This window comes from Neisseria sp. 20925_1_37, from assembly GCF_041433255.1.
Taxonomy (GTDB): Bacteria; Pseudomonadota; Gammaproteobacteria; order Burkholderiales; family Neisseriaceae; genus Neisseria; species Neisseria flavescens_D.
Genome location: NZ_JAPWBC010000008.1, coordinates 100,647 through 117,533, shown reverse-complemented (window position 1 = coordinate 117,533; position 16,887 = coordinate 100,647). Strand labels below are relative to the sequence as shown.

At 41.0% G+C, this 16,887-nt stretch carries 17 protein-coding genes; 6 read left to right on the top strand and 11 right to left on the bottom strand.

Annotated elements, in window-relative coordinates:
• Positions 1 to 1,331, top strand: a 1,331-nt coding sequence (locus O3661_RS07985; RefSeq protein WP_371492978.1) for a PEP/pyruvate-binding domain-containing protein, incomplete at its 5' end; no start/stop codon positions are given.
• A gap of 90 nt (positions 1,332 to 1,421) precedes the next feature.
• Positions 1,422 to 2,051 (top strand): histidine phosphatase family protein, encoded by a 630-nt coding sequence (locus tag O3661_RS07980; RefSeq protein WP_308538354.1) that lies wholly within the window; start codon positions 1,422 to 1,424, stop codon positions 2,049 to 2,051.
• 60 nt (positions 2,052 to 2,111) lie between these two features.
• Here the strand turns inward: O3661_RS07980 and O3661_RS07975 are convergent, their stop codons facing one another.
• Positions 2,112 to 2,690 carry an NAD(P)H-dependent oxidoreductase gene (locus tag O3661_RS07975; protein ID WP_308538353.1) on the bottom strand — a complete coding sequence of 193 codons (579 nt, stop codon included), beginning with the start codon at positions 2,688 to 2,690 and terminating at the stop codon, positions 2,112 to 2,114.
• Positions 2,691 to 2,915: 225 nt separating this feature from the next.
• Complete coding sequence (locus O3661_RS07970; RefSeq protein ID WP_371492976.1) at positions 2,916 to 3,245, bottom strand: LysR substrate-binding domain-containing protein; 330 nt, start codon at positions 3,243 to 3,245, stop codon at positions 2,916 to 2,918.
• Between the two features lie 85 nt (positions 3,246 to 3,330).
• Between O3661_RS07970 and O3661_RS07965 the strand changes: the two genes are divergently transcribed.
• Entirely contained in the window at positions 3,331 to 3,534 is a 204-nt protein-coding gene (locus O3661_RS07965) for a hypothetical protein (RefSeq protein ID WP_308538351.1), read from the top strand.
• Between the two features lie 57 nt (positions 3,535 to 3,591).
• Here the strand turns inward: O3661_RS07965 and O3661_RS07960 are convergent, their stop codons facing one another.
• Positions 3,592 to 4,443, bottom strand: a complete 852-nt coding sequence (locus O3661_RS07960) for an MBL fold metallo-hydrolase (protein ID WP_371492975.1) — start codon at positions 4,441 to 4,443, stop codon at positions 3,592 to 3,594.
• A gap of 97 nt (positions 4,444 to 4,540) precedes the next feature.
• Between O3661_RS07960 and O3661_RS07955 the strand changes: the two genes are divergently transcribed.
• Together O3661_RS07955 and O3661_RS07950 are read left to right on the top strand one after the other, a co-directional pair.
• Positions 4,541 to 5,527 carry a GlxA family transcriptional regulator gene (locus O3661_RS07955; protein ID WP_371492973.1) on the top strand — a complete coding sequence of 329 codons (987 nt, stop codon included), beginning with the start codon at positions 4,541 to 4,543 and terminating at the stop codon, positions 5,525 to 5,527.
• A 210-nt stretch (positions 5,528 to 5,737) separates the two neighbouring features.
• The gene (locus O3661_RS07950; protein WP_371492972.1) at positions 5,738 to 7,027 is read left to right on the top strand and encodes a ferric reductase-like transmembrane domain-containing protein; all 1,290 of its coding nucleotides are present in this window, start codon (positions 5,738 to 5,740) and stop codon (positions 7,025 to 7,027) included.
• Between the two features lie 177 nt (positions 7,028 to 7,204).
• Here the strand turns inward: O3661_RS07950 and virB11 are convergent, their stop codons facing one another.
• From virB11 to O3661_RS07910, 8 genes are all read right to left on the bottom strand, one after another.
• Positions 7,205 to 8,224 carry a P-type DNA transfer ATPase VirB11 gene (gene virB11, locus O3661_RS07945; RefSeq protein WP_107723661.1) on the bottom strand — a complete coding sequence of 340 codons (1,020 nt, stop codon included), beginning with the start codon at positions 8,222 to 8,224 and terminating at the stop codon, positions 7,205 to 7,207.
• A 71-nt stretch (positions 8,225 to 8,295) separates the two neighbouring features.
• Positions 8,296 to 10,002, bottom strand: a complete 1,707-nt coding sequence (locus O3661_RS07940) for a calcium-binding protein (protein WP_371492970.1) — start codon at positions 10,000 to 10,002, stop codon at positions 8,296 to 8,298.
• Positions 10,003 to 10,020: 18 nt separating this feature from the next.
• Positions 10,021 to 10,662 carry a hypothetical protein gene (locus tag O3661_RS07935; protein WP_371492969.1) on the bottom strand — a complete coding sequence of 214 codons (642 nt, stop codon included), beginning with the start codon at positions 10,660 to 10,662 and terminating at the stop codon, positions 10,021 to 10,023.
• A gap of 63 nt (positions 10,663 to 10,725) precedes the next feature.
• Positions 10,726 to 12,417, bottom strand: coding sequence for a type IV secretory system conjugative DNA transfer family protein (locus O3661_RS07930; RefSeq protein WP_371492968.1), 1,692 nt, complete (start codon positions 12,415 to 12,417; stop codon positions 10,726 to 10,728).
• 359 nt (positions 12,418 to 12,776) lie between these two features.
• Complete coding sequence (locus O3661_RS07925) at positions 12,777 to 13,949, bottom strand: TrbI/VirB10 family protein (RefSeq protein WP_371492967.1); 1,173 nt, start codon at positions 13,947 to 13,949, stop codon at positions 12,777 to 12,779.
• 2 nt (positions 13,950 to 13,951) lie between these two features.
• Positions 13,952 to 14,677, bottom strand: coding sequence for a TrbG/VirB9 family P-type conjugative transfer protein (locus tag O3661_RS07920; protein ID WP_063068979.1), 726 nt, complete (start codon positions 14,675 to 14,677; stop codon positions 13,952 to 13,954).
• Positions 14,677 to 15,579, bottom strand: a complete 903-nt coding sequence (locus O3661_RS07915; RefSeq protein ID WP_371492966.1) for a virB8 family protein — start codon at positions 15,577 to 15,579, stop codon at positions 14,677 to 14,679. Before O3661_RS07915 ends, O3661_RS07920 begins: the two co-directional genes overlap by 1 nt.
• An 11-nt stretch (positions 15,580 to 15,590) precedes the next feature.
• Entirely contained in the window at positions 15,591 to 16,055 is a 465-nt protein-coding gene (locus tag O3661_RS07910; RefSeq protein ID WP_371492965.1) for a hypothetical protein, read from the bottom strand.
• A 100-nt stretch (positions 16,056 to 16,155) separates the two neighbouring features.
• On the opposite strand from O3661_RS07910, the gene O3661_RS07905 reads away from it, so the two are divergent.
• A complete protein-coding gene (locus tag O3661_RS07905; RefSeq protein WP_371492964.1) occupies positions 16,156 to 16,863 on the top strand; it encodes a lytic transglycosylase domain-containing protein in 708 nt (235 codons plus the stop codon).
• Positions 16,864 to 16,887 lie beyond the last annotated feature (24 nt).

Sequence of the window (16,887 nt, the reverse complement as noted above, 5' to 3'; positions counted from 1 at the left end):
AGAATTTCCCCTATCTGCCTCTAAACCAAGGTAAAGCGATAGGCACATTACGCGTTATTGCCAAAGAAGATGATCTTTATAATGTCGGCGCCGACGATATTATTATTTTGAAAGAGGTTCCCCTAGAGTTGCCACCTGTGGCAGGGATTATCAGTGAAAAACCATCCACTGCACTATCGCATGTGAATGTACTGGCACGCGGCTGGGGGATTCCCAATATTTACCTTAAAGATGCAGAAAAAATCCTAGCCCCATATATTGGCCGTCGTATCGAATTTGAAGCGACTGCTAAACAATACCGAATTGTCCAAACCAACCGGAATACTACCAGCAAAAGCTTTTCAGACGGCCTTACCCTGCCCCAACCTGATGTTTCCGATTACAGCCTTCGGGCTTTGACAAACCTGCGCCGTGATGACAGTCGTTACTGCGGCAGTAAGGCTGCCAACCTCGGCCATATCCGCGCCCATATTGCAGGCAGTAATGTACCTGATGGATTCTGCATTCCGTTTGCCTACTATCAAGCCATGATGGATAGGCTGGGTATTAACGCGACAACACTGGCACAAATCGAAACGCAAAGTGATGGAGACAACCGCAAGCGCCGTACTGCTTTACTCACGCTGCAGAAAAAAATTACCGATGCCGAAATCCCGTCGGAATGGAAACATAGATGGGCTGAACAATGGCGCAATCAATTAAACAGCAAAGGCGTGTTTGTCCGCAGCTCCTCTAATTCCGAAGACCTGCCTAATTTCAGCGGCGCAGGGCTGTACACCACCGTGCCAAATGTTACCGATGAAAACGCGTTGGCTGAAGCAGTGAAGCAATCTTGGGCTTCTGTCTTCAATTACAGCGCATACGAAGCCCGCCGTATTGCCGGATTGCCTCACGATAGCGTGAAAATGAGTGTCTTTGTGCAACAAAGCATCAATGCAGATCTCTCTGGCGTACTGGTTACCATCAATCCTTATGATACTGCTCAGAAAAACAGCGCCTACATTGCCGCCAAACGCGGGTTGGGTATTCGTGTAGTTGAGGGCAAACGGGTAGCCGAACAGGTAGTCTATAACCGTCGCAATGATTCTGTACAACGTCTCAGCTCCTCTAATGAAACCACAGCGTTGCAACTGGATAAAAACGGTGGAGTACGAGAAGTCCCTGTAACCAGTGGTAACGTGATGAATCAAGAACAAATACGTCGCCTTGACCAAACCGGCCAACAAATCAAACAACTATTTGCTAATGGTGAGCAAGATATCGAATGGGCGTTTGACAATGGTAAGCTTGTTATCCTCCAGGCACGACCGTATCTAAACGGCACACGTTAAAGTAAAAGGCCGTCTGAAATTATCATTTCAGACGGCCTTTGCATCATGAATTAGTTATACCCTATACTTCCCGTTCTCCAAGGAACTATGATGTCAAAACAACTCACTTTTTATTTTATTCGCCATGGCCGTACCAAATGGAACGAACAGGGGCTTTTGCAGGGATCAGGCAATTCACCACTGACCGAACAAGGAATTACAGGAGCTCAGAAAACTGGGGCGGCGCTACAACAAGTAGAATTTACCGCTGCTTATTCCAGTATTTTACAACGCGCCATTGATACGGCTGGCCATATTATCGGTCAGCGTCCTATTCCTCTTTTTCAGCACTGTGGACTAAATGAGCAATCATTTGGAAGTTGGGAAGGTATGCAGATCACTGACTTGCAGAAGCTTACCGAATTCAAACAACTGACCAATGACCCAACAGCTTATAAAGCATTAAGCAATGGTGGCGAAACCTTTGAACAATTAGCAGTACGTGCAATGGACGCCCTTTACGATATCATTAAAGTACATCAATCGGGAGCCAATATTTTAGTGGTATCGCATGGCCATACCTTGCGGCTTTTATTATCCTTACTAGGCGGAGCAACTTGGGAAAATCATCGTGATGAGGGTAAATCCGTGTCATTGTTGAATACTTCGATCAGTATTGTGAAATACGATAGTGAAAGCGGTTTTCATATTGAGCAGCTTAACGATGTGGCTCATTTATAATGATCACAACTATTCATCAATAATAAAAAAGGTGGGCATTTTTACCCACCTTTTTTACCATTAGCCGAATACTTTTTCCAAATGTGCTTGGTAGTCTGCTAAGTATTGTTCTACTTGTGGATTTTTAATCACATCGTTACATACGAATGTTGGCAGACGGGTCAAACCGATGAACTCATTGAGTTTGTGGAAGTGCATGTATAAAGCATCCACGCCTTTGCCTTCGAAGAAGTCGCCTTCGCGAGTAAAGGCTTCAATCGGGGCATTCCAAGTAAGCGAAAGCATATGTTTTTTACCTTGCAACAAACCACCTGTGCCGTAGCCTTCAGTTGGATTGACACGATGACGGCCATCACTGTGGTAAAGCTTGCCGTGTCCGGCGGTTAATACTTCATCTATGTATTTTTTCACTGTCCAAGGTTCGTGCATCCACCAGCCTGGCATTTGCCAAATCACGGCATCCATCCACAAGAATTTTTCGATTTCTGCCTCAACATCATAGCCGGCATCAATCACGGTTTCTTTTACATCATGTCCAAGTGCGGTCAAAACTTCTTTCGCTTTTTTATGAAGTGTGTGGTTCAACTCGCCATGTGAATGTCCGAAATCTTTACCACCGTCTAATAATAAAATATTCATCTTCTGCTCCTAAAACAAATAATTCTGAAAAATGAGGGCTTCAATTATGCCTTTTTACTGCATCTTTTAAAAGTGCATTCACCTACACGCTATTTACAGACCATAAAGAGAAATTTCTCATACCTATCATTAGCATTCATCATTCTTCTTCAACCAAACAAGCCTTTTCAATCGGCTCTCTAACCCAGCGATACGCAGGATCTTTATGTGTCCGTTCGTGCCAAATCAATGTTTTGGTGAAGCCTTGAATTTCAAGGGGGGGGGCTCAAAGCGTTTAAGATTGTTTAAATGAGTAATCAAGCGCTCAGGCACGACTGCCAATAAATCACTTTGCTCCAGCAATTTAGGCAAGACAATAAAGTTTTGTACCGATAGGCTGACATTTCTTTGTAGCCCCATCGCTTGCAGGGCTTGGTCGGTAACACCGCTGAAGCTGCTGCCATGATAGGAAATCAAGGCTTGTTCTAACTGGCAAAATTGCTCAAGGGTAAGTTCTGTTTGTTGAGCTATGGGGTGATCGTGGCGAACGGCACAGATATAGCGTTCGTCATACAAATTTTTGGCGTGAAGATCCGGTGCTTGGAAATCAGGTGTTACCAACGCAAAGTCAATTTACTGCTGTTCAAGCTGATTTTGTACGATGCTTTCGTCAATCGCCAGCACCACCACTTTAATTTTCGGCGCTTGGATTTTAAAAAGCCTGCCTAACAACCGCGTGCATGTATTAACCGAAGAAAGCCAAATCGGCAAACTTGCCAAAGGCTTGGCAGAAACTGTGCTAAACCCAATGGTAAACGGCCATCAAGCATGGTTGGACGGTTTAACAAAAGCGGCGAAAAAATAAAGCAGCCTGCACTTTAAAAAGCAAAGTGCAGGCTGCTTTAAGGTAATGAGCCGTTTATCAATCTAGCTTCACAATTTCTCCGTCTTCCGGAACGTTCACACGGCTTTCAATGCCTTGACCGCGTATAAATTTACGCATATCGGCTCGGCTGACGGCGGTATGATTCACGGTATCCATGTGTACGGTGATGATTTTGGCTTTAGGCATGACTTGGCTGGCTTTTAATACATCAGCCGTCCCCATAATAATGCCGTCTGAAATACCTGAAATCAGCGCGTAGCCCGTGTTCATAATCAGATAATCGGGTTTGTAGCGATTCAATGCTTTGTTTACATCTGCCGTCCACACAGTATCACCCATAATATAAGCGGTTTTATGTCCGCTGCTTTGGAATACCACACCCATTGCATCGCCTAAGATTTCGGCTAGCTGCGGGTTGGCATACATGGCTTCTGTACCGTGTACGCCGCCGGTTTTGCTAATAGTTACGCCGTTGAAGACAGTGCTGCCGTTCAATACGCGTACATCAGTAAAGCCTTGGCTGCGGATTTTTGCCGCGTCGGCTTGGTGCTGCACATATATGGGCAGTTTCTTCGGAATGGAACGTGCGGCGGTTTCGTCCCAATGGTCTTCGTGAGTATGGGTAACGACAACTGCATCCACACCGTCCAAAATTTTATTCACGCTCATCGGCAGCCCGACCAGCGGCATTTTGGCTTGGCTGTTGAACGTGCCGGCAAAGCCGTTCATGGAGTGCTTGGGTGCGAAAAACGGGTCAATCAAAAACGTCTGCCCCGCATATTCGACCTTGGCGGTAGCGTTACGGATATGTTGGTATGAATCGCCTGCCCAAGCGGAAAAGGCTGTCACGCCCAAAACAGTGGCAAGAATAAATTGCTTGAATTTCATGATGTTGCTCCTTAAAAAATCATGTAGCGTATTTTAAGCAGCAGGTGCATCGGCTAAAATAGGCAATATTGCCAATAAACGTAAGGATAGTGCCAAAATGTCGTCTGAAAACGAGCGTAATGAGTTTCGCCAAAATCAAACTGTCCCAAAAATCGTGCTATATGCTCAATCGGGCATGAATGATTTTGTCTTCAACATTCCCTTTTCTGTTTTTCAGACGACCTATCGGGACAATCCACTCTTTGACCTGAAAATCTGTTCCGATGACAGCAAAGACGTCATCACGGCACTGGGCGCAAGCATTCCCGTACACGGCGGCCTAGATTTGACGGAAGAAGCCGACATCATCATCATCGCAGGCTGGCGCAATATTGAAGAAACCCCGACGCCGGAACTGGCTGAGAATTTACAGCGGGCAGCGAAACGTGGTGCACATATTGTCGCCCTATGTTACGGCACTTACGCCCTTGCCTACACAGGACTTTTAGACGACAGAACCGCCGCCACCCACTGGCTTGCCGAAGACGACTTTGTCCGCCGTTTCCCTAAAATTCATCTGGATACCAACCGCCTATATGCGGAAGACGGCAACTTTTTAACATCGGCAGGGGCGGCGGGCGGGCTGGATTGTTGCCTATACCTCATCCGCAAAATCCACGGTGCAACCGTTGCCAACGACCTTGCCCGTACCTTGGTTACGGCACCACACCGCGAAGGCGGGCAGGCACAGTTTATCCACCGACCTGTCGAACGTCGTACCGCCGATGACAAAATCAATCACTTATTGGACGAACTGCGCCAAAACCTTGCAACCCCATACCGCTTGGACGATTTGGCAAAAAAATTAGCCGTTTCCCGACGAACCTTTATCCGCCATTTTTCTCAAGCCACAGGTATGAATTTCGGTGAGTGGCTCACAACAGAGAGGCTATGGCAGGTGCAGGATTTATTGGAAAATACGGATTTGCCGATAGAACGCATCGCCGAACAAAGCGGCTTCGGCAGCGCGGCAAACCTACGTTTGCAGTTCAAAGCCAAATTTAAAATCAATCCAACTGCCTGGCGGAAAGTATTTGGCAGATAGCTCGCGTTAGTTAATCCAAAATACCTGAGTACAGGCTGCTTTGGAGGCCGTCTGAAAACCCAAAAAGCAGCCTGCACTTTTCAGACGGCCTCAACAGGTAAATCCTTCCCACCCTTACCCACACCACTAATTCCCATCTAATTTTCCCCACATATAATCCCCACAAACGACACAGACCGCTTCATATTCCCATCCATAAGGAACACTACCATGAAAAATATTAAATTTACATTATTTGCCTTTTTAGTAGGTATATTCGCTTTATGGCTGTTTGCCACACCGTTTCCAGACAAGTGGGGCGTATTTCCCGTACGCAACCTATTATTACAGTTCACAGGCAGCATCAGTATACTGGCCATGAGTGCTTGTATGATTCTTGCAGTACGTCCCAAAATGTTGGAAGAACTATTTGGCGGATTGGATAAAATGTACCGCCTGCATAAATGGTTGGGCATCGTTGCCCTTTCAGGCAGTATCCTGCATTGGACCAGTAAGCAATTCCCCAAATGGCTGGTAAAGCTCGGTCTGTTTGACGGCAAAAAGCCGCCGCGTCCACTGATGCAGGAAGTCTTGACTTTAAAAGATTGGTTGGTTACCCAGCGCCATTTTGCTGAAGAAGTGGGTGAGATTGCTTTTTACGTTGCAGTCGTCTTATTGGTGATCGCACTGATCAAACTTATTCCCTACCGTTGGTTTGCCAAACTTCACATCTTAATTGTCCCTGTCTATCTTGCACTCGTATGGCACACCATCGTATTGGCAAACTTTACTTACTGGGCTCAGCCACTTGGCTGGTTGCTGGCTACCGCCCTATTCTTCGGTAGTATTTGTTCGCTCCTCGCCCTCTTTAAACGCATTGGTAAACCGCAAACCGCAACAGTAACTGCCATGAACCAAAACGGCTCCCTGCTTTCACTTACTCTGAATGCGCCAAAATGGCAGGGACACCAAGCCGGTCAATTCCTCTTTTTGCGTGCACATGGAGAAAGCCATCCATTTACCATCGCTTCCAACTGGAATCCTGAAAATCAACAAATCAATCTTATCATCAAAGACTTGGGCGACTACACCCATCGCCTGCCTCAACGTTTGAACATCGGTGATACCGTTCAAATTGATGGTGCATATGGCCGCTTCAATTTTTCAGATAAAAATGAACAAATTTGGGTGAGCAACGGTATTGGTTTTACGCCTTTCCTTGCAAGGCTCGAAGAATTAGCTAAACAACCTTCCAATCAACCGATTGACTGGTTCCATACCGATAGAAATTTATCTGCAGAAATAATCGACCAATGGAAAGATTTGGCTCAACAAGCGAATGTTACGTTCCACTATATTCCTTCTGAAACCCAAAGATTGTCCGCTGATTATATTGCACAAAGCATTCAGAATAGTGAAACCTGCAGCCTATGGCTTTGCGGTAGTCGTAGCTTTACAAGCAGTATTGCAGGAAATCTTAAGACACGCTCATTGCATCAAGAGCTGTTTGAATTCCGCTAAATGAACCTGATGCTTTTAAGTAATAAAGCATTAAGGCCGTCTGAAAGATTTTCAGACGGCCTTTAAGCCTTCATTAATATCACAACCTTAACAACATAAGCCTACGGTTGCTTTTTATGTTTCACACATTCTGTATCATCCAAATGATATATTGCTTCAGTTGCATCATGTTCAATATCAAGTTTTGATAGGATTAAAATCAATACCCGTAATATAACGTTGTCCAGCATGAGCTTTAATGTGCACAACAATATCAATGGTCTGTCTAAGCAGGTTTTTAATAACTTCAAACTCCAGACCACTTCCTTCTGGTGAAGCTTTTACCATTAATGCTAATTGATCCCATGTTTGTTCCGTGCTACCAGCATGGCAACTTGTAATAGATCCCGGGTGTCCAGATGCACAATTTCGAATAAAATAAAATGATTCGTCACCACGTAGCTCTGCTAGAATAATTCTATCCGGCTTCATACGCAGACAGGATTCCATACAACTTTTTGCCGTAATATTTGAACTACCTTGTCCACCTTTTGAGTAAAGTAAATGAACTACATTTTCATGAGGAATAAATAGCTCCCTAGCATCCTCAATGCTGATTAGTCTCTCACTTAAAGGAATGTGATTAACCAATGCTTTCATAAAAGTAGTCTTACCACTACCAGTTGCACCTGAAACGACTATATTCTTTTTATATTCAACGGCTTTTTTAAAAAATTCTTCGTAGTTCCGATTGTTCTTCAGTTCGACTAATTCCTTATCTTGAGGAGATAATTCTCCATTTAATTCAATGATCTGACTAAAGAAACCATCTTTGCTATACTGGCTTAAGCTCTTAGTATGTTTTGATGGTAGACGGATTGTAATTGAAGCTTTTCCTGCATCACAGGCAGGAGGAATCACAAATTGGGCACGTTGTCCTGTTGGGAATGTCAACGATACCATCGGCTCTGCTTCTGTAATTCGTTGACCAGTATTACTTTCATTAACAACAGCTGTACAGAACTGACGTGCCCTATCAAAGTTTAGCGTATCTACTTCTACCTTTTTCCAACCTCGAGAAGTCTCAAGAAATACCTCTCCCGGCCTATTAATACAAATTTCTGTAACATCAGGATCTTTCAGGAAAGAGGTAATTCCCAATACTTCGTATTGATAATCTAAGAAATCTGCTGAAATTGTTGAGTTTAATTCATCCATGTTTAAAATAAGTTTATTCAAAAATTTAATTACAATAATACTTGAACCTTAGGTGTATTTTTCATTTTAGCCTAAGAAATACTCAGCCCTCTGGCTTGTGTTAACTGCTTTTGTTGTGTTTCTAATTCAAATTGCTGAGTTGTTGCTTGTACTTTGATAATACTCTCCTCTATCGGAGTAACCTCAGCTTTCTGCATATCCACAGAAGCAGTTCTTAATTCAGGAGCCTTATCACCAATAAGAATATGTCCATTTTCTTTGATATTAATAAGAGATGCACCTCTCATCTTGTTTGCGTACCCTTCAGCAGCCAGTGCCATAGCAATATTATCTAGGCTTCTTTCATCGTAGATAATATCTTTTTTATTACAGAATTCAGTAAAAATTTTTTTACTCTGCTGATAGATATTTAGGGCATTTTGCGGGATTGCTTCCAAATTCAAAGGCTGATTAGTGTACATATCATCCCCATTACTAGGAGCTGGAGTATGAGCCATGTTGGTATTCCGAGGTTGACGCAAAATCTTAATACCATCTATTCCCGTAGCAGAATGTACTCTAACAACATCATTATATTGGCCTGTTTTTTGGCCTGTTTTTTGTTCTTTTAAATGAATTCCTAAATCACCATTTTTGAAATTTTCAATTTTAAGACCATTTACATCTAATGTCCCCGTATTTCTATCCCATTCATATACCATTCCAGCACTACGGTAAACGAAACGGTTTGATTGAGATAAATCACGTACACCACCCTGTAATATATGGCCATTTAATGACACTTCACCCTTGCCGTCTGAATCTCGGATAATATCTAAATTATCAGCACGATATTTGTCATGTCCTTTACCACCAAATAATTTATCTCTTCCGGAATTACCGGCTAAAACATCATTACCATTACCACCAATTAATATATCATTACCACTACCGCCTAATAAAATGTCATTTTGATTAGTACCTTTTAGAATATCATCACCGGCATCTCCATACATATATGCACCACTTTTTAAGAAAGTCTTAGATCTGCCTATTAATAAACTATCACGGCTATATGATCCATCAGCAACGACTTTATTGTTACCCTTATTTCCAAAAGTGTCATAATTTGCCATATGTTTAACAAATACTTGTTTATCTTCCGGCCTTAAGAATGCCTCAGAAAAGTCTTTGGCAAAATTGGTACGGGTATTCAGAAAGTAATAAATATCCTTTTCATAATAACTCAATTTAATCGATTCATTTTCTTCTGAATTTGGGCGCATACCATACATATTTTGGCGAGCAATCAAATCCTTAACTTGCTCAAAAGATTTACCCTTGATATAAGGATAAAGATCACCGCTAATTTGAGTTCTATAGGCACTTCCATTATTTCGCTCTTCATAAGCAATCATACGTGCTTCATTAAAGATTGCCTCTGCTTCTCCATAGCCTCGTGCTTGAGCATAAGCTTTAGCAGTATTATAATAACTCGCTGATTTAGCCTGATATTTACCCAATGCATGTCCTATTTCATGGGCTACTGCTGTGGCAGTAGTATACCCTGTTCCTGGTCGGAAATAGATGTTTCTATCGTTGGAGTCATAATACGCATTACTCTTACTATTTGTAACTTTGAAAAAACCCTGTCCTTTACTGCTAAACTGATTAATCTGTCTAACCAGCTCATAATCTGCCTTTATCCTGTCTAATTCTGACATGGTGGAATTAAATTGTGTTTTATGGAAACCTAATATTTTTAATTGAGTTTCTGCTTTTTTGTTTAATTTAGTCATAATATATTAGTCTCTGTATCAATAACCCATTGGACTCATTTCTGTATTACTATAAAAAGTAAATGATGTGATTGCTCCAGAACCGTTGTTTGCCGCAATTATTTCACGACCGTTTTCACGCCAATAGTAATCAACCAGCTCTTTAATCGGGTCACTTTCACGTCTTGGATAATAATCCCCATACTCAGGAGGCATTTCTTTCTCCTTAGGCTTTGGTAAAAAGTCAGGAAATCTGTTTTCTGGGAAAATACTTATTTTTTCTTTAAAATATTGCTCAGTCGGTAAAACAATAAAACTGGTTTGATATGAACTATATTGTACTGCTACATACAATCCAATAGGAGAAGCAAAATTTTCAAAATGATTATTGACATAACCTTCAATAACTGGAATTTGCCAAATATCTTCTAATTCTAGCGCATACATTGCATACAGGCAGTCATCTTTAAAAGCCGTATCATACATCTGCTTGATTAGATCATCCCGATTTTCCACTTTGTGCAACATACTTCGGCAACGATTGCGCACTTGTTCCATAGTTATTTCCTTTTGTATATTCTGCATCTTGGAAGAATCCTTAATATTTTTATTGCTAATCTGCGGAGTACAAGAAGTTACCAAGCATACAGTTAATATGGCTGTAATCGCTGATAGTTTCATATAAATTCCTTTTTTGTCATTATGCACATTTCATTTTCAGGCGGCCTTGGACTTTGATTACTATTACCGTTTTTCTTTTAACGAGGCAACTTTCACTGCCCCCATCAGCCGTTTAGTAAATGTTCCATCTTGGTAATAACGGATTTTCCCCACTTGCGCCGGATGTGACATACCCTCGTAAAGAATAATTTCCTTATCTTGGCTCATTGCCTTTAACTCTTGCGGCAACATCAGTGCGCGGCGCTCTTCGCTTTCCGAGACACTACGTTCGCGTCCACGGCTGACATTTTTTCTTTTCACTGTGGTATAACCCAGCATTTCGGAGTATTCGTTTGCATCCTGCTGTTCTCTAGGTGTATAAATGATTTGCAAAGCATGGTTAGTGATAATAGTACGCGCATATTCTTTGCCATAGACAGCATCCAGCTGGGCGACTGACTGGATAATCGGAAATAGGCGAATGTTATAGCCCGCCATATAACTGACAGAATGAGCAATGATTTCAACTTTACCAATACTTGTGAACTCATCCATTAACAGCATACATTGGTGTTTCAAATCTGGGTTGTCCTGAGGTAACTCTTTCGTATTCTGGTTGATAAGTTGAGAGAAAAAGAGGTTAACAATGACCCTTGATTCAGCAAGCTTGTTAGGAAGAATGCCGATATAAATAGTCATTTTCTTTTTACGTACGTCAGTCAACAGAAAATCATCAGCGGAAGTGGCGGCATCAATGACGGGATTAATCCATGGGTTGAGAGGTTCTTTAAACGTACCCATGATAGAACCAAAGGTTTCTTTTTCCTGAGAGATTAAACCGGAAAAAGCAGTTTTTGTAGCCTCGCTGAGATATGGTTGTTGTGATAAAGATGTAAAATACTCCTTGAGCTCTGTTCCATTACCTGATGAAAGGCGATATATTTTCCCTAATGTACAAGCTGGCTCATTTTCTTTGCCCTCCACAGAAAAGTCAGCCATTGCTTCATACTCATCAAAACAATAAAGTGAAAACGCCAAAAACGCATTTCTTGCCTGCGCTACCCAGAACTTATCACGGCTATCTCCATCAGGATATAGCATTGCAGCTATCGACATTAAATCCGATACTCGCTGGTCAGGATCAGAAGAAACATAGGTAAACGGATTCCAACGGTGTGTCCTTCCATCTTCGGCAAACGGGTTGAACAAATAGACTTCCTGACCTAATACTTCTTTGCGGTAGCCGCTAGTTAAATTGAAGTTCTCCTGTTTGATGTCCAAAACAACTACCGATCCTTTATAACTTAACAGGTTCGGAATAACGATGCCGACACCTTTACCCGAACGTGTTGGCGCTGCCAACAATGCGAATTGCTGGCCATTGTAATGTAACAATTTGCCGTTGTATTTACCGACGACAATTGAAGTATCCGTTTGTTTGAAAAATCCCGCTTTTGTCAAATCAGCCATCCCGGCAAATCGTGCTTCCCCATGAAGACTTTGGGAGGCAGTGCGCCAAATAGGAATTAAACCAAGCAGGGCAATCAGAAAAGTAAAACCAAATCCAACAATTCCTGATGTTTTAATTTGCAGTGAATATTTAGCAACCTGAGGAATATCCAACGTATTATAGTATTTGAACCATGTTGTAAGTAGTAAGGGCGTTTTATCTAAGCCTAACCATTGCAGCAGGATAAAGCCTGAAAGGTAACAGCCTAATATGAAAGAAATTAATAGTAAAACTACCGTAATAATAGATTTGTTTTTTAGAGTCATTTCAATACCTGTAAGTCAAAGGAATAGATCGTTTTAGATTTCTAGTGAAGATATTAGTTTTCAGACAGCCTAAGGTGATGAGAGAAAGCTCAGTTCTACTGATGTGTATTATGAGAAATTTATCACTCTCTTTTAGTGCTATCCTTAGCAGTTTTACTGTATATTTGAACTAAATATTTTTGAAATAAGTTTACGCCTATTGCATCATAATTATGATACACCTCTATATACAAACTCTTAGCACTATATTTAACAATAGGGCTATAGACTGTATTAGAACAAGAGGCTTTATCAATAATTCCTCTTTGTGATGAAAGCATAATAAGTAGGCCGTCTGAAAAAACAGACGGCCCTTTAAATTACTGCATAACCGAACTGAAATCAATGTCCTGGGCAGTATAAATATTAATCAAGGTCCCTTGATTGATCGTTACCGTATTGGGACGAGCATTATTTCGCTCAAGTTGATTGATAGCCTGTTGCTTCAATGCATTGGCTGTTTCACTCTCGTAAGGATTAGTGGTAGTTGATGAGCTGGTTGTAACCGTTTGTCCTTGTGGGCCATATTCAGTAGCAGCATATTTAAAAGCATCAGAAATCATACTAATCAATAAAGCTGATGCCAAACGAGACCCCCAATGGGACTTAAATTTACCGACATGACCTGCTGCACCAAGATTATCTACTCCAGGAGATTCAAGTGTTACATCGATACCCTCGGGTGTTATAACTCGATTCCAGATAATCTCCATCCGTGGACCAGTAGGATTGCTGGAACCATATTGCCCCATTACTTTTGACCCTTTCGGCAATAAGAGATATTTTCCACTGGCAGAATATACAGGTTCAGTAATGATACAAGATGTAAATCCTTTTACCTCAGAAATAATTTTAGTTTCTAATACACAACGCAAATAAGTCCCTTGTTGAAGCAACTTATCCCTATTATGCATATAACGGACAGCATTAGCCTGAGCTGTACTTACTCCTGACTCTTTTTGAGCAGCCTCCCCGTCCTGAACAAATGCAGAATTCATATTAGCATACATATCTCCTGCTGGAATAATCGGCTGTATAGGAACATTAGGAGTTGTTGGAGTTGATGGAGTTATAGGTGGCAAGGTCTCCACTACTGGTGGAGTAGTTACTTCTATTGTTTTTGTATTCGATGTATTATCCGTTTCTAATTCGGGCTTTTTGTCTTCTGCTAAATCAATTGAAGGGGGTTCTGTAACTTGAGGATCTGGAGCAGGTAAATCTGGTACAGTAACTACCTGAGGACGTTCTGGAGGGGGAGCTTCATCAGAACCACTAAATTGATGATAGGCAAATGCCCCTAGTCCAGCCAACCCAAAACCTGCAGCTACAATAAACGCAATAGCTTTTTTGTTGACTGTGCGATCAACAGGAGCATTTAGTTGAGGAGCATTCTCCTCAAGTCCCGCCAATTGTTCTTGTTCGTATTGGCTTGAATATAAATTTTGTGATGATTCACTATCTTTGTGATGTTCATTATTTAGCTTATCAGACATTCTTAATTCCTTTTTAATCCAACTACATCATTTCCATGTCTCAAAACTAGGAATGGATAAGTCCCATGGACAATAACTACATTACCTTCAACATTACTGTTTAAGACAAACTCAGCTCCTTTCTCTGATTTTCTGCCATAAACAGCAGGAAAATCACCTGTGAATTTGCCCTTATTCAAGTGGACATAGGTAAATCTGCCATCATCATAGACTTTTAAAGGAACTAGCCAACGAGATTTTTCATTTGCAGCCACATCATAATTAGTATTATAGATTTTAGAAGAATCATATTTCAGGCTATAACCAGCCAAAGTACTAGCACGAAGACTGAAGTCCGTAGAATCGGGATATCTGAATTTAACTTGATAATTTACCCCTTTGTCTGAAGCTTCTGCTAAATTACCAACAACATTTTTCATAACCTTAAGCTCAAAAATATATTGGTGAGCCTGAGTACGAACAATAAGATTAGTATCAACTGCATCAGCCTTTGGACGCAGATAAAATACATTTTCTCTACGTACCAAATCCCATCCACCACTTAGGCCTGCACCAAAATCTTTAACCTTTTCACGAGAATCAAGTTCAATTTGTGTGACTACGCCTTGTGCCGTATGAACGGGATAAGTTGTATTTTCTTGAAACGTATACTCTTGAATAGCTGCAGCATAGACGCTTCCTTGCAACAAACACGATGCTGCCGTTGCTAAAAACATTTTTCTTAACATTATTGATTTCCACTTTCAACAGATATAGGAGAAGCATTAGGAACATCATTATCTACAGATGTAGGAGCTTCTAACTGGGGCTGGGGTACACTTTGTATTTGTTGCTGAGCCTGGCTTTCAGATGATGTTCCTGCAGAAAGATAATCCGAAGATAAATCTTGAACAGGCGATTCACTAGCATCAGGATCAACACGATAAGATAATACCTGGAATCCCAGAGGATTTTTTAACCTATACTTTTCATCCATCTTCAAATTGCTATTATAAGTATAGGTCAGAGTAGCAACATTGCTATCCATAAATCTTGATATGCCAGTACTCTTATTTAATAAAAATCTTTGGAATCTTACTGTTGCGCTAGCATCGCGACCATCGGCCTTTCCACTATTATTAAGGACAATACTCAAAATCTTAACGCGAATTGACTGAGCAGACCCATAAAGATTAAATGGGCTATTCGGGTTACTTTTATTCATCAGATTGCGATAGCTGTCAGATACCCCTGCAACCGACATAGAATAAACTGTAGCCCAGTCATTATCATAAATAATCTGACTATCAAAAGATTCTCTAGCAATAATAAAGTGAGAAATATTACTCTTATTTACTGCTTCATTTTTAGTAATATCTAAATTATTCCAATTACCGGTTAGTTTAGCAACAGTAGCTTGTCCCGTATAGACATCAGCCATAACAAGATAAGGTTCTTTTTCTTTCAGCGGCAAAATATAAAATAATCCGCCAAGCAGACACAAAGAAGAGAAGGTAGAAATACCGGCAACAATCCATGCCCTTTTCTCACTTTTTTTGCGGATATCAACCAAGGTCGTTTCAAAATCCAAAGATCTTTTTACAGCCTTTTGGATATTACCATCAGTAGTATTTTTACTTGATTTGAACATATGTTTCCATTTTAATCTTGGGTTTTTACATCAGCTTTTGCTGATCTCTCATGTTTTTTCTTTCCACTGTTTTTCACAGCAACATCCATTCTCTTATGCGCCATAATGACACCATTTTGAACATAGAAAACCATCCCTTTATCTTCATAAAGTTTAGATAATTCACTCAGGGCATTATCAAGCTCAGTATTTCGTATTGTTGATACTTTCTTATACAAAGTAAAATCAAGCGTATAGTCATAAACAACAGGCATCTTTGCCTCTTCTCCCCAACGCTCCAACAAACCTTTTACAGTTGTATCAAGTCGTGTCACTTGATAAACATGAGGCTTGACAAGAGGAATCTCAGTTACCTGATCAGGTAGTTCATTTAATGGCCTCCATGAACTTGGGAAATCTGGAGCAGACTGATTTGCACAACCTGCCATTAGCGCGCCCACACTAGCAGACAGTAACAGCGTTCTTAAAAGAAACATACATAGTACCTTATAAAATAACTTAAGTTACAACCAAAGCATCTTAATTAAAAATGAAGAAAAGACAATTCATGTTTGGTTATTTTTATTGGTTAAAATCTTGTTAATTATTTTAATCTGTGCTAAATTTCACGTCAATACAAATTCATATTTTCATCTCAACATCATGTTTTTTTCCTGCGCCGACTTAGCTGTCCCGCATGATATTATGCATCATGTCGTGAGAGTTGAATCCTCAGGCAACCCATACGCTATAGGTGTTGTAGGCGGACGCTTACAAAGACAGCCTAAAAATTTGGCTGAAGCAGTTGCTACTGCTAAAATGTTGGAACAAAAAGGATTTAACTTCTCCTTAGGATTAGCTCAAGTTAACCGATACAATTTAAAAAAATACGGGTTGCATTCCTACGAACATGCATTCCAAGTGTGCCCAAACGTCAAGGCAGGTTCGCATATATTGCGAGAATGCTACAATCGTGCAAAAGACTGGGGTAAATCTTTCAGCTGTTATTATTCCGGTAACTTTGTAACTGGTTATAAGCATGGATATGTGCAAAAAATTTTTTCATCTATGGGGAAAGGGAGAGCAATCCCACAAAATGCCATTCCAGTCATCAGCAATACTGTGAATACCCCTCGCCCTATGGGTCAAATGCCAGCACAACAAGCTAACCGCCCAAATTTGACAGTTACCGCTAATCCACAGCCATACTCGGCCACTGTCTCTAAAAACCAACATTCTTTGCAAGATAATAGTACTGCACAAGCAAAAAGCAATACTTATAAAGATAGCGCAGCAGTCTTTTAGATAGATAGTTTTTTTCCACATCAA